This is a genomic window from Bacteroides sedimenti (assembly GCF_040365225.1).
GTDB lineage: Bacteria > Bacteroidota > Bacteroidia > Bacteroidales > Bacteroidaceae > Bacteroides > Bacteroides sedimenti.
Map to the genome: position 1 here is coordinate 168689 of NZ_AP028055.1, position 23209 is coordinate 191897.

The following is a 23209-nucleotide window of genomic DNA, read 5'->3' on the forward strand; positions in this document are numbered from 1 at the left end:
TAGTGGCCGTTCTTTACGCGCAATGATTTGCAAACTTACATTCTCCCCTGAACCCCACTAAAAGGCTGTCGCCCGATGGTTTTCAGGGAAAAAGACTTATTATTCCCGGATTATAAACTAAACTAACTTGTACTTATGAAATTTATCCGCGGATTATTTACCGTGTTCTGCACGGTGCTCTTCTTTGCATGTCAGCAGGACGATCTGATTACAGAAAACATTCAGGAAGGAATGCCAGACACAAAATCGATGAGCATAAATGGCGGGGTGAAAATTGCCATCCTGTCGGACACACATGTAATGGACCCGTCTCTACTGGTAAGTGACGGACCGGCTTTCCAGGGCTATCTGGCGCAGGATCCCAAACTTATTCAGTACAGCTCGGCCATATTGGAGGCTACAGTAAATAGCCTTATAAACATGAAACCGAACCTTAGACCGGACCTGGTGCTGATTGCAGGCGACCTCACAAAGGACGGGGAGCTGGTGAGCCATCAGAATGTAATACGTCAGCTCAACAAGCTGAGGGCAAAGAACATCAAGGTACTGGTAACTATCGGCAACCACGATGTGAACAACCCCGAAGCGGTGCAGTTTGACGGAGCTGTAACCGCACCTGTGGCTACCGTGCAGGCATCGGATATACCAACTTTGTACGCACGCTTCGGATGGGGTGATGCCATAGCACGTGATCCTAACTCGCTGAGCTATGTTAGTGAACCGATGAACGGACTATGGGTGATTACCATTGATGCCAACCGCTACTACCTGAATAACACTAAGAGCATTGGGTCGGGCGAGATAAGACTGGCAACAATGAGCTGGGTGAAAGAGCAACTGGCAAAGGCTGCCATTCAGAAGAAAACGGTGATTGGAATGATGCACCACGGACTGGTGGAACACTTTAATATGGAGCAGATATTGGACTACGGATACGTGCTGGACAACTGGCAGACTGCAGCCGATGAATTGATGGATGCCGGGCTGAAGCTGATTCTGACGGGACACTACCATGCCAATGATATAACCAAGCGGACACACAATGGAAACTTTGTGTTCGATGTAGAAACGGGAGCAACTACAAACTACCCGTGCTACTACCGCATGCTGACGGCAAAAAAGGATATCTTCACCTTTGAACCGCGTACCATTACCAACCTCATGGGAAATGGATTTGAAGCGTTTGCCAAAGGGTTCCAGATCGATCGTCTGAAAGCCTATTTTTCTGTTCTGCTAACGATGCCGCCGTTCAATCTCGACTCCGGAACCAGTGCATATCTGGCTCCATTCTTTACTGATGCCGCCATGGCACACTTCGCCGGAGATGAATCGCCAACAGAGGAGGTGATGGGAGAGATTAGCTACATAAACTCTCTGGACCCTACCGGACAGCTGGGAGGTGCATTGGGCACGCTGTGGACCGATATCAACACACCGGATAAGTACGTTACCATTAACCTGAATACCGGTATGGCGAACTGACGGAAAGGCCGGATACCTAAAAAAGAAAGGGGTTGCCACACAGCCGCGTAGTAACCCCGCCTTTCTACTTAACAAGACACCCGGCCCGGATTACTTATGCAGACAGAAAGCCGGAAAAACTGATCCCAAGAAGAAGAACATCGACTTCTGCCGTGCGTAAATAGGTTGAAATGAACTTAATTTCTAAAAGATTTTGCACATGAAAGCATTACTGTTATTAATTATGTTTTTGATTTCGACGACTGTGTTTTCTCAGCAGACCGATGGCCGTGAAGATGGAACACCTGCAGTGAAAGGGAGTCCGGTCGTTGTATTAAGTGACAGCCTTATACCTCCTCAGTCAAGCGTCATTGACCATGAAGCCCTGGCCAAAAGCTACAAGGATAAATCGAGGAAGTATGGAATTGCAGCCCTTGTTTTGGGAGTGGCAGGCATTGGAATGGCCTGGTACGGGGCAGCTACCTATGAATTAGATTTCGATTTCAGTGGTATGACGTGGGAGAAGATGAATACAAATGGCAGACCATATACCCGAAGCACAGGGGTGATTTCGGATGACTCGCCGGACAATACTTTATCCGATGCAATGATGGTTGTTGGTACCGCTTGTGTTGTATCGGCTGTTGTTTGTTGTATTAAATCCATAACGTATCACAGAAAGGCCGGAGCCGAACTTAAACTCTCGGTGAAAGGTACAACGGCCAGCATTGCTCTTACCTTCTGACAGTTTGGCCTCTTGTAAGCCTGACTATCAAACCTCTCTTATTCAGGTTGTAAAAGAGGCTTTGTATCTTTTAAACTTTCCGTCACGCTGATTTGTTTTATCTTTAGTTAAAACGTTGCCGTTGCAACTTCGCTGGATTGTGCCGCAAACTAAAACAGACTTTTATGAAAACAGATCGTGATATGTTACGGATGATGCTTGCAATGCTATTCGCATTTGTCCTGCTGCCGGCGGGTGCACAGTACAAGAAAAGCGATGTTTCCATTGTGGGAAACAAAAACATAATAAGCATAGACCATGGTCTGGACATAGCCATGGCAGGTACCGAAAGACCATCGCTCAGGGTAATCAGCACACGAATGCAGTACACACGCATGCTGACCGACTACTGGGGTGTACGCACAGGTATAGGTGTAACCGAACGGGTGGAGGGCAGAAGAGTCTATTTCTTCCCGCTCAAGGCATGCTTGTGCTGGAATGCTGCTCCCGATAGAGGCTTTCTTAATTCTCTTCCGCTGAACTTTGAACTGAACGCCGGAATCAATATGGGGTGGGTAGGAAAGATAAGAGACAATGAAATACCCGTTCATCTCCCAACGGAGGAGTACTATTTTCTGAATCGTGATTTTTATACTTCACTGGAAGCTGGAACGCGGGTGAGCTATAACCTGATGGAGCATATCCTTGTTCTCCTCGATTTATCGATAGGCTATAATAATACCCGGAATTACAGCTGGCACAGCACCAATCCGTACAGTGTGAACTACAACTTCAGGCCCGCATGGTTCGGATATATGTCGGGAGGGGTTGCTGTATGTTTCTAAAAAAAAAGCCCTCCCCGATAATCCGGGGAGAGCCTTCCATGTACAACATTTTATCAAACTTTTCGTAGTATCCCGCTGTTTTTCTTTCTCAACGGAATATACTATTATAAATCAGTGATGATTTTATATTTCGGAACCAGAATCTTCATAATGCTCCATGCAATAAGGTAAGCCATTGCTGCCAGGGTAAACATAATACCATATGCAACAGTTGGGGTAGCTGCGTAGAGGTCGGTTACGAAACCGGCCAGCAACTGTACCAGTACACCACCAATACCACCTGCCAGACCACCGATACCGGTTACTGAAGCAATCGCTTTCTTGGGGAACATGTCAGACACAGTAGTGAAGATATTTGCACTCCATGCCTGGTGTGCCGCACCTGCCAAACAGATAATTCCGGTAGCCAGATACATGGCTGCGTTACCGAACACGGATACATTACCAAAGAATTGAGTCAGCAGCAATGCAAGCGGACAAAGGGCAATCATAAACATGGCTGTCATTCTTGCTTTGTAGGCATTCATACCTTTATTCATAAAGAACATCGGAATGCTTCCTCCAAATACACTACCGATGATGGCAATACCAAATACAATAAAGGTTGGCCACATCACTTCCTGAGTTGTCATACCGAACTGCTTTTTCAAATAATCGGGCAGCCAAAACAACAGGAACCACCAAATACCGTCGGTCATGAATTTACCGAAGAAGAAAGACCAGGTTTGTCTGTATCTCAACAACTTGCTCCATGAAATCTTTTCTTTCACACCGTTCTTCTCGTTTTCTATCTGTTCGGGTGTAAGCTCTGCATCGTCGCTGTGGATAAAGTCGTATTCGCTCTGGTTAATCTTTCCTTTTTCAAGCATTTTCTTCGGACTGTTGTACAGCCAGAACCAGAAGAACAACCACACAAAGCCGATACCACCGGTCAGGATGAATGCCATTTTCCAGCCTAGCTCGTTGCCGAAGTAAATCAAGCACCAAGGCACAAACAGTGCCGAAATCATAGCACCGATGTTCGAACCACTGTTAAAGATACCTGTGGCCAGTGAACGTTCACGCTTAGGGAACCACTCAGTCACCGTCTTAATTGATGCCGGAAAGTTACCAGCTTCACCCAGTCCAAACAAGCTACGAATAGCTACGTGCAGGCCCACGGTCTTGCCCACAAAAGCATTTCCCATTCCGCATAGAGACCATACAATTAGTGAAATGGCAAGTCCCATCTTCGAACCAATCTTATCGATGATGATTCCCGAAAATACGGTCAACCCGGCATAAGCAGCAGTGAAACAAGCTGTAACATACGAAAAGTCGGAGTTGCTCCAACCAAATCCTCCATCTGCTACCGGCGAGCAGAAGAACTCTTTTAAAAACGCAATTACGTTACGATCCATGTAGTTAATGGTCGTCCCGAAGAACAGTAACGAGCAGATTACCCATCTGTATTTGGTCATCCTTTCGTTCATCTCTTGAAATTTACTCATGATTGTTGATTTATAGATTAATGGTTTTTAAATTATTTATCTAGAAATTTAATTCCCAAAGGTACTTCTTTAATGGGCAATCCAACTGTCTTTTTTGTTCAGATAAACCGATACAATTGTACAATTTTCACCTATTCCCGGCAAAAGTAGCATTAATTTCTTATATTTGCGTATAAAACAAAGGCTAACTAACCCAATATTTTACTTATGGAGACTGATGTTAAACTGTGTCGCAATTGGTATGCGGTGTATACCGCTCCCCGGGCAGAAAAAAAGGTGCGCGAACGCTTCCAGCAGAATGCCATCGAACATTATCTGCCGGTACAGATGGTGACACGTAAATGGCACGATCGTCTTAAAAAGATTGAACAGCCTGTTATCAATGGATATATCTTTGTTTATATTACACCGGATGAGATGAAGAAGGTACTGATGACCTACGGAGCTATCGCCTTTGTGCGCGACCAGGGACACCCTGCCATCATTCCGGAAAAACAGATCAACGAGTTGCGGAGAATGGTAGATTGGGCTTCCGAAGAGGTGGAGTTCTCTGCTACGGAAATGGTGCCTGGCCAACCAGTGCGTATTGTACGTGGCGAACTGGCTGGTCTTACCGCCGAGCTGGTCGAGGTAAAAGGAAAGTTCAAAGTAATGGTGCGGCTCCAGGGGCTGGGGTGTGCCTTGACAACTGTTGCCACTAGTTGTTTGGAAAAGCTTTAAGGACTTTCTTTATTCTTTTGTCTGGATACAAAAGAACCAAAAAATCACGGCTGCATGCTCTCCGCTACTGCGTGAGCCGGTTCCGCTAAAGAAAAAGAACTCGCTTGCGCTCAAACAGCTTTTTCTTTTTAACGCTACACCAACTCACTCCGCTTTACGCTGCGATCATGAGGCCGGTCCTTCTGCGGGATGACGCTTGCTTTGTTCGCTTTCTTTAGAACCACATCCTGCTAAGCTTTTCGTTGAAGTCATCATGCCGATCCATTTTCGTTTTCGGGTATATTAAAAGAAAAGGCTGCCATGGGACAGCCTTTCTTTTTCCTTATACTATAGTTCTCATTAACATTCTGTTGTACCATTCTGTAGTGTATGTACGCTAACAATCACCATGATACATCTCGTTCTGTTTGTATAAGGTTTTCTGGTTAGGGAATATCTTTATTTACTTGTAAAAATACTCACGCGGTTCCATGCATTCTCGCTTGGGAACGGTTGTTCCTTGTCACCGTTGTTCACTACGGTAATGCGGCTCTTGTCAATTCCGTACTTATTTGTAAGCACCTTCACTACGGCTGCAGAACGTTTTTCACTCAGCTTCTGGTTGTATTCCGGAGTACCAGTCTTCTTATCGGCAGTGCTGGTAATGGTAATCTTTGCATCCGGATTTTCCTTCATGAACTGAGCCACTGTATAGATGGCAGCTTCCTGGTTCTTATCAATCACAGCCTTGTTTATGCGGAACAGTACCATTTCATAAACGGTTGGCTTAGCCGGAACTTCCTTAATAATGGTCTTAGGTTCTGTAATCACAGGTTGCTGTTTCTTTTCACAGCAGGCTTTGTATTCTTCCACTTGTCCTCTCAAACTGTTAATCTGATCGTTCAGGCTCTGAATGTAAGCCGGGTCGTGAATTTCTGCAGGAGGGAATCCTCTTTCTTTGAACCTATAGGTGAATCCAGCCAGCAGGTTTGTTGTTACATCGTGACTCTTTCCGTATACCTGTCCGTTGAACTTGTCAATCATAAAGTTGGCATTGGCTTCCAGATTGAAGCTCCATGCGTCGTTTATTCTAAAGTCTGTTTGCAAGCCCAGTCTGGGTGCCCATCCGTCGGTCTTAGACATGGCATAAAGTCCAGTTCCCGGTCCCAGAGGCACTCTTACGTCTTTGTCACCAAATGTATGTACATACCCCACTCCCACGATTCCGTAGAAGTTGAATGTTCTACCTTCCTTGTAAGAGCAGAAAATGTTGGTCAGGTTAAATAGTGCATCGAGGTTGATGTTGTAGTACTTCACATCATAGTCTGTCATGAAATAGTTACCCGATGTCCATCCGCCCAACTGTAATCTGGCTCCTGCTTCGGGCGATACAAACTTACCGATTCCAAGCGCGGCTGTCGGACTGATCTTGTCGCCAAACGAAGCATCTTTGTTGTATTCACTGAAGGTGTATTGTCCACCAATCTGCCCCTGGATAAACCAGTTATCCCAGAAACCATACTTCTTTGCTCCATCCTGAGCCTGTGCAAGACCTATTGATGCAAAGAAAACCGATACTATGAGAAAAAATTTTTTCATACTGATTCTTTTTAGGTTAATAATCGTATATCTGTTTTCAACACTAATTAAACAACATATAATAAGCATATTTGTTAAATGTAGCTATATATATTTAACCTTTTTTAATATAAATCCTCACTTTGTTCCACACGTTGGTTTCGTTAAATGGTTGTGAATCACACTCTACATTCTCCATCTCAAATCTGTTTGCCGGGATATTGTATCGTTCTGTCATCAGCTTCACTATCGATGATGTCCTGCTTTCGCCCAGCATCCTGTTTCTGTTTGCCGTACTGGTGCTTCTATCTGTATAGCTCACTACGTGCACTTGCCTGTCTCTGTACTTCATCATGTACTGAGCCACGTTGTACAGCACAATCTCCTGATCGGCTTCAATAATATCCTTATTAAGGCGGAATACCACTATGCCTATCAGTATCGTATCCGACGCCGCATTTATCTCCTTATTCTTTTCCGGCTTACCGGCTGTTGCCTTATTCGGGATATTTCCTGTTGCCACCGCAGGCACTTCTTCCGCATTCACAACATTCTTTCCTTTTTGTCCTGCTTCCGTAGATGTTATTCCTTTATTCAGACCTTTCATTGGGTTCATTTCCGTAGCAGCTCCAGTCGTTTTTTCAGTGCCATATACCATTTCACGCAACACCCTGTTCCGTTCGGCCATCTCTTTCACCTGTTCCCTCAGGGCATTGTTCTGTTCGTTCAGAGTTTCAATTTCACTTGCTCCCATCAGCTGTGCAGTTGCTGTTCCTTTGCCGCCAAAGCGGTAGCTTACACCCGCCAGCAAATTCATCATGATATCATTGTTGAAGTTATATTTCTCCTGTCCGTTAAAGTCGTCACGCAGCAAATTTGCATTCAGTTCCAGGTTAACGTACCAGTTCGGGGTTAATTTCCACTCCGTCTGCAGCCCCAGTCTCACGCTTCCGCTGTTCGATGCCCGCAGTGCATGCAGTCCCTTGTCATACTCACTCCCCACCATTACATTTGTGTCCCCAAATCCGTGCACATACCCGGCGCCCAGTATTGCATAAAGGTTCATTCCCCGTTCACGGCCGGCATTGCTTCCCAGTTGCATCAGGTTCAGCATTATGTCCACATTGAAGTTCAAATAAGACACGCTGTAATCAGTGTACCCCATCTTGTTTTTCGAGGTCCATCCTCCCAGTTGCAGGCGTGCACCCAGTTGCGGCGAGTAAAAGTGTCCTATGGTAAGTGCGGCATTCGGGCTCACTTTTCCCCAGATTGTAGAGTAGGCGTGGCTTTCCGCAAAAGTATATTGCGCACCTCCCTGCAGTTGCACAAAACTGTAAGTTTGCGTTCCCGGGGCCGACTCCTTTTCTGGCTGCTGTGCCCGAGCGGTTGCATTCATAAGCAGAAGCACTGCTATAATCCATTGTATCTTTACCATCTTTCCATATTATTAATGGTTAACGGGTTTCAATGAAGAGTTTCATTAAAGACAAAACATTTTGCAACACTAATTGTTAAGTTTTATAGCATCTTTAACATTTTTTATTACGATGTTTCTTTCTTTATTTTTCTGATATATATAAAGTTGAGATTTATTAAATATGGGATATTTTAGTCATGATTTTATTAATGATGGGTAAAATTATTTTTTAAATTAATATATTTGCACTTTATTAGCTATTTAGATTACAAAATTCACATGGAGACAAAACGGTTCTTTCCGCTTATTTAACTAACTAAACTATGCGCCTTACTTTGTTATTCTTAAAATTTGATCACGAATACATTCTCCAACATCCTTTTTTGGCTAATCTGACTGTCTTTGTGTTACTTGTTTACATTTTCTTCATCTTTGCCCGTCTCTTTTATCTCCGCCGGCAACGACAAAAAAGTGTTGAGGCTCGCGCACACCTCCATGCTGTGCTCGATAACCTGCCTCATGCGCTCTATGTGTTTCGGGCCGATGATCATGGTGAAAAACGTTTTGTATTCTGCAACCGTCAGTTTGAAGATTTTTTTGATCTTAGGCGCGATCAGCTCATTGGTAAAACCAAGGAGGAGATTCATAACGAAACAGGGTATCGATTGCCAGGATCTGATTTACTTGATCAGCTTTCCGAAGATAGTATGCCTTTTTACGAAGAAGAACTTTTTTCCCCTCATAAAGGTATAATGACCGTTCGTGTAGGCCATCGGATTGTCCGTCGGAATAACCGTCCTCCCGATCTTATCACTACTTTGGGCGATATCAGTGAGCTGAAACAGGTTCTCAGTGATCTCGAGGATAACAACCAGAAGCTTACCCTCGCGCTCGATGCGGGCTCCATGGTACCTTGGACCTGGAACATCTCTAAAGATATCATTCATATAGATTACGATACTTATAAACACTCCGTCAGTAGTCCCGACAAACAGGATCTCTCTTTCTCACTCTCGGATGCATTGTTGCGCATTCATCCTGACGACCGTTCAAACATAGAGCTTAGTGTCTCAGCTATGCTTTCGGGTAAAATAAAAAAAGCAGAGTTAGACCTTCGTATACGTCAGTTTGGGAGTGATAAGTACAACTGGTACCAGCTTCGTGGAGAGCTTACTCGCATCTCATCCACTGGCAGTCCCGAAGTATTTACGGGAGTATTTACCGATATCAACAGTCGCAAGCAGGACGAGTGCGAACTGTTCCTGGCTAAGGAACGGGCAGAAGAGGCCAACCGCCTTAAGAGTGCATTTATTGCCAATATCAATCATGAAATCCGTACTCCGCTCAATGCCATTGTGGGTTTTTCGGGATTGCTTCCCATTACTACCGACGAGCAGGAGCGAAACGAATACATCTCACTTATTCAGAAGAACAACGAATTGTTGCTGCAAGTAATCAACAACACCATCGATCTCTCTGCTATAGAATCGGGCGTCATTGAGTTTACTACCGACGAAGTCGACTTTAAGGATCTGATGGCCGAATCGCTAACTACACTCCGCAGTCAGGTACTTCCCGATGTGCAGATCGTATTGTCCGAGCAGCTTCCACACTGTCTGTTGTCTACTGATTTTCAACACCTGAAGCAAGTGGTAGATCACCTGTTGAGCAACGCTGCCAAATTCACATCTCAAGGCACTATCGAAATTGGATACACCATTTCAGATAACTTCCTCTTTTTCTATGTAACCGATACCGGATGCGGCATCCCCGAAGAGAAACTTAAAACCGTTTTCAACCATTTCGTCAAGCTTAATGATTTTACGCAGGGCACCGGGGTAGGACTTACCCTTTGTTCGCGCATTGTGAAAAGGCTCAAGGGAAGGATTGGCGTCACCTCTAAAATTGGTCGTGGCTCCACCTTCTGGTTCGAGATTCCCGTTAATTCAGAACTATTATAAGGTAACCAATCCGATCAAACTGAATGAGGGTATGCCAAAAGTTGAAATCCAGCAATCTGAATTTTAAATAGTAACGTTCAACAACGTCTTCAATCATAAAAAGAGCCATTTCTATCTGTTCTAGGGAAATGGCTCTCTTCTTTTATTGTATGTTGCAAACCGGTACTTACTCAGATTTCAAATTGATTCTCGTTGCATCTTCTTTTAATAAAATTTTTAATTAAATTTGTTGCAAACTAATAACACAACAAACCCATGAAATCGAGATTATTTATCACATCAGCGCTTTTGCTTGCAACATTCGCTATCAGCCTCCCCCAAGGGGCATCAGCCGCCAAACCTAAGAAACGAGTTATCTTCGAAGAGAATTTCAATCAACGCGGACCGCTGCCCGATACCACCCGTTGGTCGCTCTGTCCCAATCAATCAGCCGCATGGTCGCGCCATCTTTCCGAAAGCTTTGACCAGGCTTATGTAAAAGATGGCAAGCTTATCGTCAAGGCCGAAAAGGTGGATGGTGTATATAAAGTAGGAGGTATCCAGTCGAAAGGAAAGTTTGCCTTTACCTACGGAAAGATTGAGGTTAGCGCCCGTTTCCATACCGCGCAAGGAGGGTGGCCCGCCATCTGGCTAATGCCCGAGGATCGTTCCGGCAACTGGCCTGTATGCGGCGAGATAGATATCATGGAACAGCTCAATCACGATAGCATTGTGTACCAAACCGTGCACAACAACTACAAAAACATACTGAAGCACGAAATTCCGAAGCCCTTCATCACCTGTCCCTACAAAGTGGGTAAGTTCAACACCTACGGCATAGAGTGGACGCCCGATAAGATAACCTTTACCGTCAACGGCAAGGCCACCTTCAGCTATCCCAACCTACATCTGGCCGACGAAGCCACCGTGCAGCAGTTTCCTTATAACAAACCTTTCTACATCATCCTGAACTATGCACTTGGCGGACCCGATACCTGGCCCGGTGAGATTGACGACAGTCAGTTGCCCGGCTGGATGGAGGTGGACTGGGTACGGGTTACACAAACCAGGTAATAGTAAGGTATTTTCCTTCCTTGCAATAACTTATCCTGATGTTCTGCAGGCATCAGGTTTGTTATTTATACTTAGACAAAATAGGTATTGACCCTCTCCCGGTATTTTTTAATTCGTAAATTTTAGTGTTTCAATTTAAACATTTAGCTTTGCACCCATAAACTGTTATAAGTTGATGACTACTAAATAATAACGATGGAAAAAGAGAAGAAAAGAGTGGCACTGCTCTCTGTATTTGCAGCTATTTTTTTAACCGGATTCAAAATCATTGTCGGCCTGTTTACAGGTAGTCTCGGTATACTTTCCGAGGCATTGCATTCAGCCCTCGACCTTGTTGCGGCGGTAATTACCTATTTCTCCGTGAGTGTATCCGATAAGCCTGCCGACCGCGAGCACAACTTCGGGCACGGAAAGGTGGAAAACCTCTCTGCGCTCATCGAAACCCTGCTGCTTCTCATCACTTGCGTGTGGATTGTTTACGAAGCGCTCAACCGTCTCATCTCCGGAAACACCCAAATCGAAATCACTTACTGGAGTTACATCGTGGTTATCAGCTCAATCATAATCGATATCACCCGTTCGCGGGCGTTGTACAAAACGGCAAAGAAACACAATAGCCAGGCGTTAGAGGCCGATGCACTCCATTTCTCCACCGATATCTGGAGTTCGGCTGTGGTGTTGCTGGGACTTATTTGCGCCCATTTCGGATTCTTCTTTGCCGATTCAATTGCAGCGCTGGCAGTAGCGGTCATAGTTCTAACCGTTTCCCTCAAACTGGGCAAAAGAGCAGTCGATGTTTTGCTCGACAAAGCTCCTGCCGATGTTGTTAAGACAGTCGAAGATTTTCTGCTGTCAACCCCCGAAGTGAAAGATTTCCATAGCCTCAAGGTTCGTGCCTCAGGTGCCGATACCTTTATCAAGGTGAACATACACCTCGATTCCGATCTGGAACTCATCCGGGTACACGAAATATGCGACAACATTGAGAAGGACCTGAAAAGCCGCATCAGCCGTAGCGAAGTCTACATCCATGCCGAGCCGCAGGAAAGCAGCCACATCGATTCCGAAAAAGACCTTCATCGGTTTTAGAAGTGATGGCGAAGCCGAAGGTGATCCTACTCAAAATGAGCGAGCAATGTTAAGTGGAATTGCTTAGCAAGCGAGTGACCCGGAGTAGAATCAGACGCAATGCGAAAGCGAAGCCGAAGGCAAGCCAACCCCAAAGCGAGCGAGTAATGTTAAACCACCCCGTAACTGAAGCCCCTCTGGTCCCCCCGAAGACCGGCCTCACTTTTTTGAGTTAAAAATCGGCCGGAATGGAGCATTAAAAACGAGCGACTGTCAGGTTTTCTATGAGCGTATAGTATAAGTACGAGAATCTATTTCCATCAAAATATTAAGCCCATTAGTACACTATGTCGCTTTCATAAACGCGATAGTGTACTAATGGTGCTACCTATCTTACCGGAATAAAACGAAATTCTGCATTATTGGGGGCATTATAATCTGTATGCGTCCATAGAATAATATGGGTTCCGTCACTACTTTTTTCCCCGGAGGCATTGACTACCATTCTGGTGTCCGTCGATGGGCGCAAACTATAAATGTCCGCGTTATTTTCAGAATAAATAGTCCAAAGGTAAGGGCTGTTGATTGCTTTTACCCGTGCACCATCTTTTATCGAACTATCAATCCCCAGATATTTCCCGTTAGCCATCTTTAGTGTTACCTGTTTATCTCCCTTTCTTTCTACATAAAACTTCGTATTTACCGATTTTTTACGCAGCTCTCCATATCCTGTAGCATCAAAGTTTAGGTAATTATACATGGCTCTAAGGTTGTACCATCCGTTTGCCGGGGCCTTTGCTACGCTAGTTGTTGTTGAAGCCGACGAAGGCTGGGTGGTAGGTTGCTTGCCCTCAACCACGTTTATCGTATATTTGCCAATAGTTACAGATTTATAACGCACTTCAATCACTTTTCTTCCAGGTATCGAAAACTTATAACCACCGCCACACTGATATCCGGTACCTACTAACGTGTTCGATACTGATGTAAAGAAAGTGATGTCTTTAGATTCAACCGGCAATTTTCTTCCGTTGGCATCATGGCATTCCACCTTTATACCATCAATGTAAAATCTATCACCAACTTTATATTCGGTCTGTTTAGGGTATGCCACCACTGTTGCAACTGGCTTCTTTGCTTCAACGGCCGGAAGTATTTCAACATGGTATGCTGTTTTAAAACCATTGGATTCTATGGTCATTATAAATTTACCTGCCTTCGTAAATACTTCACCGGGTTTAATTTTCACTCCGTCCAGCGTCCATTTTCTATTTTTCTCGTGTATTTGTGCTGGTTTTCCAGGTCGCATTACTTCAACCTGCCCTATACCATCAAAAGGATCGCCCACATGAAAGCTTGTCGTTGTGCCAAAAGCCCAGTTTCCATTATACTTTTCAAGCGGACATTTTCTACGTTGCCCTAAAGCCGATGTTGTAATTACAAGGAGGCAGAAGGCAAGCATTAACACTTTCCTCAAATCAAATTTGTTTTTCATCATATAGTTTTAAAATTTGGTATTTACAATTCTTATTTGTCTCCGAATTCCGCTTACTACACCTTCCATTGGGGCAATGCATCAAGCATTTGGTATCTTCACCAATATTTCATGCATTGCATTTATTCAACACATACATATAGGCATTTATTTACAAAGATAATAGATTTTTTCATATCTCTTTTATTTGTGATATGATCCTTTCACGGTGTATTATCCCCCAATCTATTATAGCCCTCGCCATTTTCTCCAGCGAATCACTGTAACTTGTCAGTTTGTACACAATAACAACCTATTTAAATACGGTCTAGAATATATAACAACCATGCTTTTTTGTCATGCATTTTTGCGTCAAGTCAGAACATAAGAGAAGAACCCTTTAATTCCCTAAATCTTAAAAGATCTAATCAGCATACAAATTCCCCGGCTACAAGTTTGCATTTCTGCATTAAAAATGTATATTTGGAATATTATTCTTCCCATGCCCGACTTTTCTTAAGTAGAAACATAGCCAGTTCAAATTATTAACTTTAAAATAATATGAGTATGTTTTGCAATCAATGTCAGGAAACAGCTAAAAACACCGGCTGCACCATTAAAGGAGTTTGCGGAAAGACCGAAGAAACGTCCAACATCCAGGATTTATTAATGTTTGTTTGTCAAGGACTCTCGTATTTAACCATTGCAGCCCGTAAACAGGGCATCGATACAAATGCCGAGAGTAAGCACATCACCAACTGCTTGTTTACAACCATCACAAATGCAAATTTTGATGAGAAGTCAATCATTCAGGTGGTTAAGGATACAATCAGCTACCGCGATCAATTAAAATCAAAAATCAGCGTCTCAGATACCCATCCATCCATCAGCTGGAGTGCAAAATCCGATGCAGAGTATTATGAGAAAGCAAAAGAAGTTGGAACATTAACTTACGATGCCGATGAAGACATCCGCGGATTGAAGCAATACGTCCTGTTTGGTGTAAAAGGTATGGCGGCTTATGCAGAACATGCTTTTAATCTGGGCTTTGAAGACCCCGAAATTTACAATTTCATGGAAGAAAGTCTGGTGATGATTACCAAACCAATCTCTTTAAATGATGCGTTTAACTGGGTTGTTCGCACCGGAGAACATGGCGTAAAGGTCATGGCTTTACTAGACAAGGCAAACACCTCCACATTTGGAAATCCTGAAATCTCCAAAGTAAAAATCGGAGTGGGCACCAACCCCGGAATCCTAATCAGCGGTCACGACCTCAAGGATCTGGAGCAACTATTAATCCAGACCGAGGGCAAAGGAATTGATGTGTATACACATTCCGAAATGCTGCCCGCAAATGCATATCCCAATCTGAAAAAATACAAGCACCTGGTGGGCAACTATGGAAATGCCTGGCATCGCCAGTTAGATGAGTTCGAAACATTCAACGGACCAATCTTATTTACCACCAACTGCTTAGTTCCGCCACGTAAAACAACCACCTACAACGATCGGGTATTTACAACCGGAGCAACAGGTATGCCCGAGTGGAAACGGATTGAAAAGAGATTGCCCAATGGCCAGAAAGACTTCTCCGAAATCATCGAATTGGCCAAGACATGTCCTCCACCCACAGAAATTGAAACAGGCGAAATAACAATCGGATTTGCACACAATCAGGTACTTGCTTTGGCCGGCCAGATTCTCGATGCAGTTAACTCGGGCGCAATTAAGAAATTAGTGGTGATGTCGGGTTGTGATGCACGACAAAAAACAAGGGAATATTTCACCGAATTTGCAAAACAACTGCCCAAAGATACAGTCATCCTTACTTCGGGATGTGCCAAATACCGCTACAACAAATTACAATTAGGCGATATAAACGGCATTCCGCGGGTCTTAGACGCCGGACAGTGCAATGATAGTTATTCATGGGCTTTCGTGGCGCTCAAACTTAAAGAAGTATTGAATCTGGACGATATCAACAAGCTTCCTATAGTTTTCAACATTGCCTGGTACGAACAAAAAGCAATTATCGTTCACCTCGCACTGCTGTCACTTGGAATTAAGAATACCCATATTGGGCCTACCTTGCCGGGATTCCTAACCCCGAATCTGCTAAGCGCAGTGCAACAACAATTCGGTGTTCAAACCATTAAAACGGTCGAGGAAGATATGAAGATTTTTAAACTTGCTTAAACTATAAAACAATGGCAGAAGATATTTTAATATGCAATTGCAACGAGATTTATAAAAGTGAAATTGTAAAAGCCATAAAAGAAAAGGGCTTAAAAACAGTTGAAGAAGTTGGTGAAGTGACCACAGCCGGAACGGTATGCGGAGAGTGTCAGGAAGACATTCAGGAAATACTCGACGAGATAAACGGCAGGTAGTCATCGAGCCTTATAAGCGGTAGTACGTCGTGCGGGTTTCAGGGCAGATTGCAAGCTCTGTTCCCGCATGTGGTACACGTATTGGTGCCAACAACGCGGTTCCAGACCCTCTGTTGTGCATAACTGCATTTTAGTTCCAGAAAACTAAAAAGAATGACCTATGAAAATAATTAATGTAGCCAAAATCCAAACCAACCAAAATCCTCACGGTGTGGATGCCCGCAAAATATTTGAAACCGAACATGTTCAGGTGGTTCATATCTTATTAAAACCGGGTGAACATCTAAAGAAACATTCAACGGCCGTCGATGTGGTTTTTTACATACTCGAAGGAGAAGGCATTGTTGAAATCGGAGACGAAAAGCAAAAAGTCTCGAAAGATATGCTGATTGACAGTCCCAAAGATATTCCTCATTGCCTTTTCAATGAAAGTACAGATATCTTCAGGGTATTGGTGGTTAAAACACCCAAACCAACCGATATGCAAAACAAGAGAGCTATATCAAGCATGCTCAACACTGAATAAGGTTCCCCGGCAGAGGTTTTAGTGCTTAAATCAGGACCCCATTTAACTCTATTTCCAAGATGAACGAAATAAAGCTCAAAAGAATTTACGATGCGCCCGATAGTGACGATGGCGTTAGAATACTCGTAGATAGGCTTTGGCCAAGAGGATTGTCCAAAGAATCAGCAAACCTGGACCTCTGGCTAAAAGATCTTGCCCCGTCTAACGAACTACGGAAATGGTACAACCACGATCCGGAAAAATGGCCTCAGTTCAGGGATGACTATTTTAATGAATTAAACCAAAAGCAAGAGCTCATCCGTTCACTTCTGGCAAAAATAGAAGAAAGTAATGTCACGTTTCTGTTCTCAAACAAGCACAGAGAGAACAACAATGCAGTTGCGTTGAAGCTATATTTGGAACAGTATATTCAATAATGGTACTTTTGGTTTGATTCAAAAGTTAATTTGAAGTTTTTTCAATCTTTGTTGGTTTCAATTGCTTGTACTTTTGGCTTGACCCAAAAGTACCAAAAGCTCAAGGCTGCCTTTTTTTTGCTAAAATCAGTCTGCATTCCGCTAAAGGAGCTCAAACTCGCTTCGCTCAAACAGTCGCTCCTTTTTAACGCTCCATTCCGGCTGATTTCTTCACGCAAAAAAAAGGAGGCCGGTCCTTTGGGTTTATGTAGCCGCTGCAATTCCGGGGCGGTTCAACATTGTTCGCTCCGCTCACTCGTTTTGGGGTGGGCTTGGCTTTGCCTTCGCTTTTAGTTTTTTGTGCCCTCATTGCTTTTGTACTTTTCCTTTTGTTCCCGTTCCAGTTTTTTCTCTCGTTTGGTGTTTGCTCGGCTTCGCCTTCACTTTTCGTTTTCGTTCTCGGTTGGGGTGGAATAAATCAGCTTATATATAAGGTATAGAAAATGAGCAATGAAACTGTATTTACGCGTAAAGAGGAGTGTGGATTTGGACCAAGCGAGCAAAGCAAAGCGCAATCCCACGAAGGACCGGCCTCATGATCGCAGCGTAAAGCGGAGTGAGTTGGTGAAGCTTTAAAAAGAAAAAGCTGTTTGAGCGCAGCGAGTTCTTTTTCTTTAGCGTAACCTGCTCACGTAGTAGCGTAGAGCGTGCAGCCGTGATTTTTTGGTTCTTTTGTATCCAGACAAAAGAACAGGCATTCAAACCAGCAAAAGCTTAATAACCAAAACTGAGCTTTTGATTCCTTTTTATATAGACCAAAAATAAATCTCTTATTGTAAAACAGACTGATTTTGCAAAACATAGTTGCAAAACCCGCAAAAGGACCGGCCTCATGATCGCAGCGTAAAGCGGAGTGAGTTGGTGTAGCGTTAAAAAGAAAAAGCTGTTTGAGCGTAGCGAGTTCTTTTTCTTTAGCGTAACCAGCTTGCGTAGTAGCGGAGAGCGTGCAGCCTTGAACTTTTGGTTCTTTTGGTTCAAGCCAAAAGAACAGGCATTACAAACCAATCCGTTTCCCGTTACCCTCAATAATTGTCTTATAATTTTCCCTCATCTCTTGCGGTAGAAAAGAGTTATCAACAAGCTCCATCCAATGAGGTATAGCTTTTCCGAATTTTGAAAAGATATTTTCGATTACCTTTTCCTCGAGTCCTGAGCTTCCGAAAGCCGTTTCAAAATCGCTTCTTTTCAGCCTCCTTTTCTTCCCGTTCAGTGCCAGTGCCAGCTCTTCCGTATCTTCCGGCATTACTAGTGCAGTCGACAGCAGATCATAGGCAGGTGTTAAAATATATCTTCCCCGTGAGGTGCTATACAACGAAAAATTCTTCAGATGCATGTCCGCGTTGCCGGTGAGCCACGAAAACAGCACCTGTTCCCAGAAGTTAACCACATCCAGCATTGGCGAACTCGAGTAGGAGAGTATCAGTTTCGCAATTTGCTCGTACGACCCCTTGTATTTATATTCCGTAAGCCGTTCCGATAGCTGGCACATGTCTTCCATCGGAAACTTATTCCCTTTCTTGTCCCGGTCAATCCTGCGGGTGATGTAACATAGCTCACCATCGGCAAATCTGATCAGCGAATGAGGCACGACAGCCATTTTAGCTGTTTCGGCCAGGTGCATAGTCAGGTCCTCCAACTCCGGAAGGTGAGGGTAAAGTTCGGTCTGAGGCTTCAGGATAAACCGTCCCCATAGCCCCACGATGGTAAACCTTTGAGGAACTGTTTTGTCCTTTTCTTTTCTCATGTCTACCGACAGTTTAGGCTGAACCCCGGTCAGAACGGTCCTGCTGCGTATCACCTCTTCGCCCAGTTCCGGAAGAAGCTGACGGGTATACGGCAGCACAGGAGGAATGCTGGTTCCAAATATCTTCCTGGAGCAGGCCGGATGAAAGTCTATCTGACCATCTTTCAGCTCTTTATAGCAATACAAACATTTATTCATTTCCTTTTTCTGTTGAAGTTGGGACAATGCTCACTGCACCAATGCAATCCTTGCAGCAAGCCAATAGTAACGACATCCGGTCGCGACTGTCAATTTTCCAGTTGCGTTCGGCGATGTTCAGCAGCCATCCCTCGGGTATCAGGCCATCGAAGAATGGGAATAGCACCATGCTTTTGTATGGTTTTCCCGATATCGGCAGAGTAAGGCTCACCGCTTCGGACGCATCACTTTGCAGGTAATCCTCGTCATATTCGAAAGTGAATCCGCTTTCATCTTCCGTCAGCCTACCAGCCAACTTGTCGTGTAAAAATACATCCGCCTGTTTCATAATCCCCATTTAGATTTGTCCATCGGTACCGGTCCCAGCTCAGTGCCAAACAAGTTCAATACACTATTCACTTTATCTATCCGCATGGTCTGCTTCCCCTGTTCCAGTTCGCGGATAAACCGAAGTCCCACCCCCGCCTTTTCCGACAGGTCGGTTTGCGTAAGATGATGCAGCTTTCGCATCTGCTTCACATAGTCCGATAGTGATATATATTCCATATTATACCCTTTTGGGTGTAAATATATTAATTTATTTGGTATTTATACCCAATAAGGTATAAAATTATAGTTTTCAGTATAAATTATACCCGAACGGTTATAATTGTCTGTACTTTTGGCTTGACTCAAAAGTACCAAAAAGTTAATTTGCAGGTTTTTCATCTTTTTGATGATTTTAATTGCTTGTAATTTAGGCTGTTACAGTAGTGTCAAAAGTTGATTTGCAGGTTTTTCAATCTTTGTTGGTTTCAATTGCTTGTACTTTTGGCTTGACCCAAAAGTACCAAAAGCTCAAGGCTGCCTTTTTTTTGCTAAAATCAGTCTGCATTCCGCTAAAGGAGCTCAAACTCGCTTCGCTCAGACAGTCGCTCCTTTTTAACGCTCCATTCCGGCTGATTTCTTCACGCAAAAAAAAGGAGGCCAGTCCTTTGGGTTTCTGTAGCCGCTGCAATTTCTGGAGACTCAGCATTGCTCGGCTTTGCCTCGCTCGCTATGGGGTGGGCTCGGCTTTGCCTTCGCTTTTTGTTTTCGTCCGTTTTGGTGTGAAATAAATCAGCCTATATATAAGGTATAGCAAACCAGCGAAGCAACGCTGAAACCCGCAGAAGAATTGACCCTGTGATTTCAGCGTAAAGTGGAGTTGGTGGGATTTGGACCAAGCGAGCAAAGCAAAGCGCAATCCCACGAAGGATCGGCCTCATGATCGCAGCGTAAAGCGAAGTGAGTTGGTGAAGCGTTAAAAAGAAAAAGCTGTTTGAGCGCAGCGAGTTCTTTTTCTTTAGCGTAACCTGCTCACGTAGTAGCGTAGATCGTGCAGCCGTGATTTTTTGGTTCTTTTGTATCCAGACAAAAGAACAGGCATTCAAACCAGCAAAAGCTTAATAACCAAAACTGAGCTTTTGATTCCTTTTGAGATAGACCAAAAATAAATCTCTTATCGTAAAACAGACTGATTTTGCAAAACATAGCTGCAAAACCAGAATAAGGACCGGCCTCATGATCGCAGCGTAAAGCGGAGTGAGTTGGTGAAGCGTTAAAAAGAAAAAGCTGTTTGAGCGTAGCGAGTTCTTTTTCTTTAGCGTAACCAGCTCACGTAGTAGCGTAGAGCGTGCAGCCTTGAACTTTTGGTTCTTTTGGGTCAAGCCAAAAGAACAAGCATTCAAACCAGCTAAGGATTGAAAAACAAAAATTGAGCTTTTGATTCCTTTTGGGTCAAGCTAAAAGTGCCTGCATTTGTATCCAGACAAAAGAACAGGCATTCAAACCAGCTAAGGATTGAAAAACAAAAATTGAGCTTTTGAATCCTTTTAGGTCAATCCAAAAAAAACAAAATTGGATTTTGGATTCCTTCCCGGTTAATCAAAATAATGCTTTAAAAATAAAAGGTAGATTTTTCTAAGTAGAAAAACGTGGTAAAAAATACGTATAAAGCAAACATTGGGGAAATTGTACTTTTTATATTGAAAAATAAAATAAAGCAACATCGTATATTTCTCGAATTACTACATATTAACATATAAAAACACAACATTCTTTAAAAAATAGATCATTTTAAACCACTCAAAATAAAGGATATTAACAATAAGGTTCATTTTACCACCTCAAAAACATGAGAATTAATGTATATTATTACGTTATATTTATGCATTTTGGAGATTATTTCCTCGCGCTAACCCAAAACAAAGGCGGGAGCCGCCCTCCCCAGAGCCGCCCCCCGCCTTTCATTCTTCATCTTACTACGGGCATGCTCAGAGCCACCAGCTCCTTCCACTAACCACCGCAATAGGAGAGAATCCTTTCCCAATCCCGATTCCATCCCTCGCTCGCTGCAACCTTCTGAACGCCACTACAAACAAAAGGCGGAAACAGCCTTCCAAAAGCCATTCCCGCCTTCCGCATACCCTCTCAATAGGGGAGTGGTCATTCCCTAGGAGCATCCCCGCCTTCCCCAAACCCCAGCAAAACGAACAACCTTTTCCCGGCTTAGCTCCACAGTTCATCCCTTACCTCAAAGCAGGGGCATTCCTTGGTGCGTTCCCAGGGGTCTACAATTCCGTTGTAGTTCTTGTCCGGACTCAGGTCCCGATGCCCCAGTACTTCCGCCTCCGGGTGCTCCGTCAGCAGTCTGCTCACCAGGGCGTGCATGGCAATGCGTTGCGGCAGCGTGCGCGTATCGGCTGCCCGTCCGTTCACGTCAAGTCCACCTTCGTAGCAGATGCCAATGGAGCGCGCGTTGTACCCCCGGGCATGCGCACCCGCCTCGTCCAGCGGTCGCATGGGTTCCACCTTTCCGTTTTTGCGGATGTAGAAGTGGTATCCCCACGAACTGAATCCCCTCACTTTGTGCGCCGCGTTTATGTCCTGCGCCGTCACGTCCCTGTCCACCCGTGTGGCGGAGCAGTGAATCACTATCAAATCTATTTCTCTCATAATCAACTGTTTTACGCCGTTCCTTCTCTGGCTTTTAATTTTCCCTTCCAATTCTCAGGAGAAGATTCCCTCTTTCGCTCCCGAAACCGTTTCTTTTGCCCAGACCGATGACTTGTCTTCCGATTGAAGCTTCCCTTCGATTCCCGGAGATAACCCCTCTCTCGCTCCCAAAATCATCTTCCTGTACTAAGGCTGATAAACCTAATCTCCCAACCAGACTTCTTCTGATGGAAGATAAGTCCGATAGCCCCTGCTTCCCGATGATTCAACCACAGAAAGCCCCCCTTTCCATAAAGGGGAGCCTTCCATCACTAGCACTATTGCCTCTCTTTGCAGCCCGGCACCTGGCACTGGTTCTTCAGCGCCTCGTTCAGCTGCTCGTGAAGCTTGTTTATCTCCATATACATCCTTCGCACCTTCTCGGATAGCTCAAAGTAGTCGCACTCAAAGCGACCCAGCTGCTCCATCAGGTAGTCGTACTGGCTCTTCACCAGTTCGGTGAATTCCTGCAAATGCTGTGCATCGCGCTTCTTCAAGAACGGAAGCACTATCTGCAGAATTCTGATTATTCCATCGATTGGTTTCATAGACCTTCTTCCGGAATTTCAGGCTCTTTCGCTGCCTGCTTCGGCAACACAGGTACCTGGCTGTACGACAAGGTTTTCATCATATCCACCAGCATTTCGCCCGGGCGGAACACAATCTTACTGCCGCGAATCATCGAAGCGTTATACTCCTTCTCGGTTTCGGCCCCGTCGCCGGTCAGCGAAATCTGGAAGCTGCCGAAGTTGCCCAGACGCACAATCTTGCCGTCTTCCAGGGCATAAATCATCGACTCCACAATCGCTTCAATCACACCCGCCATATCCGCACGGGTCACGGTACACCGGCTCTTCACGTCCTTGCACAGCCTGTTGAAATTCAACTCGCCATTGGCTTGCGCCAGTGCGTAATACTTCCCCACGTCGTCAATCTTCCCCGGGTTCTTTCTCAATACTACAGAATAATTTACACTCATCTCTTTACTTTTTTAAAGGTTCATACTGCAGGAAAGCGCTTTCCTTTTCTTGTTAACACCCTAAAGATACCCATTCTTCCGCCCATCCATACAACAGAGTGCATTGCAGTGCATCGTGCTGCATTACAG

22 protein-coding genes are annotated in these 23209 nt (G+C 44.3%); 11 read left to right on the forward strand and 11 right to left on the reverse strand.

Going from position 1 to position 23209, the window contains the following annotated elements:
• Positions 1–135: 135 nt before the first annotated feature.
• From ABWU87_RS00590 to ABWU87_RS00600, 3 genes are all read left to right on the forward strand, one after another.
• Positions 136–1482 (forward strand): metallophosphoesterase family protein, encoded by a 1347-nt coding sequence (locus tag ABWU87_RS00590; protein ID WP_353332275.1) that lies wholly within the window; start codon positions 136–138, stop codon positions 1480–1482.
• Between the two features lie 199 nt (positions 1483–1681).
• The gene (locus tag ABWU87_RS00595) at positions 1682–2206 is read left to right on the forward strand and encodes a hypothetical protein (protein WP_353332277.1); all 525 of its coding nucleotides are present in this window, start codon (positions 1682–1684) and stop codon (positions 2204–2206) included.
• Between the two features lie 164 nt (positions 2207–2370).
• Positions 2371–3030 carry a hypothetical protein gene (locus ABWU87_RS00600; RefSeq protein ID WP_353332278.1) on the forward strand — a complete coding sequence of 220 codons (660 nt, stop codon included), beginning with the start codon at positions 2371–2373 and terminating at the stop codon, positions 3028–3030.
• Positions 3031–3134: 104 nt separating this feature from the next.
• On the opposite strand, the gene ABWU87_RS00605 is transcribed toward ABWU87_RS00600, so the two are convergent.
• Positions 3135–4520: an MFS transporter gene (locus ABWU87_RS00605; protein WP_353332280.1), complete on the reverse strand. Its 1386-nt coding sequence runs from the start codon at positions 4518–4520 to the stop codon at positions 3135–3137.
• 207 nt (positions 4521–4727) lie between these two features.
• On the opposite strand from ABWU87_RS00605, the gene ABWU87_RS00610 reads away from it, so the two are divergent.
• On the forward strand, positions 4728–5240 hold the full coding sequence (locus tag ABWU87_RS00610; protein ID WP_353332282.1) for a UpxY family transcription antiterminator: 513 nt from the start codon (positions 4728–4730) through the stop codon (positions 5238–5240).
• A gap of 438 nt (positions 5241–5678) precedes the next feature.
• Here ABWU87_RS00610 and ABWU87_RS00615 read toward each other — a convergent pair whose 3' ends face one another.
• Together ABWU87_RS00615 and ABWU87_RS00620 are read right to left on the reverse strand one after the other, a co-directional pair.
• Complete coding sequence (locus tag ABWU87_RS00615; protein ID WP_353332284.1) at positions 5679–6818, reverse strand: OmpA family protein; 1140 nt, start codon at positions 6816–6818, stop codon at positions 5679–5681.
• A 94-nt stretch (positions 6819–6912) separates the two neighbouring features.
• Positions 6913–8232: an outer membrane beta-barrel protein gene (locus tag ABWU87_RS00620; protein ID WP_353332286.1), complete on the reverse strand. Its 1320-nt coding sequence runs from the start codon at positions 8230–8232 to the stop codon at positions 6913–6915.
• A gap of 305 nt (positions 8233–8537) precedes the next feature.
• Between ABWU87_RS00620 and ABWU87_RS00625 the strand changes: the two genes are divergently transcribed.
• The 3 genes from ABWU87_RS00625 (at position 8538) to ABWU87_RS00635 (ending at position 12317) form a co-directional block, all read left to right on the forward strand.
• Positions 8538–10175 (forward strand): sensor histidine kinase, encoded by a 1638-nt coding sequence (locus tag ABWU87_RS00625; RefSeq protein WP_353332288.1) that lies wholly within the window; start codon positions 8538–8540, stop codon positions 10173–10175.
• Positions 10176–10430: 255 nt separating this feature from the next.
• Positions 10431–11228, forward strand: coding sequence for a glycoside hydrolase family 16 protein (locus tag ABWU87_RS00630; RefSeq protein ID WP_353332290.1), 798 nt, complete (start codon positions 10431–10433; stop codon positions 11226–11228).
• Between the two features lie 195 nt (positions 11229–11423).
• Complete coding sequence (locus ABWU87_RS00635) at positions 11424–12317, forward strand: cation diffusion facilitator family transporter (RefSeq protein WP_353332292.1); 894 nt, start codon at positions 11424–11426, stop codon at positions 12315–12317.
• A 367-nt stretch (positions 12318–12684) separates the two neighbouring features.
• Here ABWU87_RS00635 and ABWU87_RS00640 read toward each other — a convergent pair whose 3' ends face one another.
• A complete protein-coding gene (locus ABWU87_RS00640; RefSeq protein WP_353332294.1) occupies positions 12685–13794 on the reverse strand; it encodes a hypothetical protein in 1110 nt (369 codons plus the stop codon).
• 543 nt (positions 13795–14337) lie between these two features.
• Between ABWU87_RS00640 and hcp the strand changes: the two genes are divergently transcribed.
• The 4 genes from hcp to ABWU87_RS00660 all read left to right on the forward strand — a co-directional run bounded on the left by hcp (position 14338) and on the right by ABWU87_RS00660 (position 17105).
• Positions 14338–15969 carry a hydroxylamine reductase gene (hcp, locus tag ABWU87_RS00645; protein ID WP_353332296.1) on the forward strand — a complete coding sequence of 544 codons (1632 nt, stop codon included), beginning with the start codon at positions 14338–14340 and terminating at the stop codon, positions 15967–15969.
• 11 nt (positions 15970–15980) lie between these two features.
• Complete coding sequence (locus tag ABWU87_RS00650) at positions 15981–16163, forward strand: (2Fe-2S)-binding protein (RefSeq protein WP_353332298.1); 183 nt, start codon at positions 15981–15983, stop codon at positions 16161–16163.
• Between the two features lie 160 nt (positions 16164–16323).
• Positions 16324–16689, forward strand: a complete 366-nt coding sequence (locus ABWU87_RS00655) for a cupin domain-containing protein (protein WP_353332300.1) — start codon at positions 16324–16326, stop codon at positions 16687–16689.
• Between the two features lie 59 nt (positions 16690–16748).
• Positions 16749–17105 carry a DUF488 domain-containing protein gene (locus ABWU87_RS00660; RefSeq protein ID WP_353332302.1) on the forward strand — a complete coding sequence of 119 codons (357 nt, stop codon included), beginning with the start codon at positions 16749–16751 and terminating at the stop codon, positions 17103–17105.
• A 1033-nt stretch (positions 17106–18138) separates the two neighbouring features.
• Here ABWU87_RS00660 and ABWU87_RS00665 read toward each other — a convergent pair.
• The 7 genes from ABWU87_RS00665 to ABWU87_RS00695 all read right to left on the reverse strand — a co-directional run bounded on the left by ABWU87_RS00665 (position 18139) and on the right by ABWU87_RS00695 (position 23080).
• Entirely contained in the window at positions 18139–19086 is a 948-nt protein-coding gene (locus ABWU87_RS00665; RefSeq protein ID WP_353332304.1) for a HipA domain-containing protein, read from the reverse strand.
• Positions 19079–19414, reverse strand: coding sequence for a HipA N-terminal domain-containing protein (locus ABWU87_RS00670; RefSeq protein WP_353332306.1), 336 nt, complete (start codon positions 19412–19414; stop codon positions 19079–19081). Before ABWU87_RS00670 ends, ABWU87_RS00665 begins: the two co-directional genes overlap by 8 nt.
• Positions 19411–19632 carry a helix-turn-helix transcriptional regulator gene (locus tag ABWU87_RS00675; RefSeq protein ID WP_353332308.1) on the reverse strand — a complete coding sequence of 74 codons (222 nt, stop codon included), beginning with the start codon at positions 19630–19632 and terminating at the stop codon, positions 19411–19413. Before ABWU87_RS00675 ends, ABWU87_RS00670 begins: the two co-directional genes overlap by 4 nt.
• Positions 19633–21615: 1983 nt before the next feature.
• Positions 21616–22062, reverse strand: coding sequence for an N-acetylmuramoyl-L-alanine amidase (locus ABWU87_RS00680; RefSeq protein ID WP_353332309.1), 447 nt, complete (start codon positions 22060–22062; stop codon positions 21616–21618).
• A gap of 54 nt (positions 22063–22116) precedes the next feature.
• The gene (locus tag ABWU87_RS00685; RefSeq protein ID WP_353332311.1) at positions 22117–22239 is read right to left on the reverse strand and encodes a hypothetical protein; all 123 of its coding nucleotides are present in this window, start codon (positions 22237–22239) and stop codon (positions 22117–22119) included.
• Positions 22240–22379: 140 nt separating this feature from the next.
• On the reverse strand, positions 22380–22649 hold the full coding sequence (locus ABWU87_RS00690; RefSeq protein ID WP_353332312.1) for a hypothetical protein: 270 nt from the start codon (positions 22647–22649) through the stop codon (positions 22380–22382).
• Positions 22646–23080, reverse strand: a complete 435-nt coding sequence (locus ABWU87_RS00695) for an HU family DNA-binding protein (RefSeq protein WP_353332314.1) — start codon at positions 23078–23080, stop codon at positions 22646–22648. Before ABWU87_RS00695 ends, ABWU87_RS00690 begins: the two co-directional genes overlap by 4 nt.
• Positions 23081–23209 lie beyond the last annotated feature (129 nt).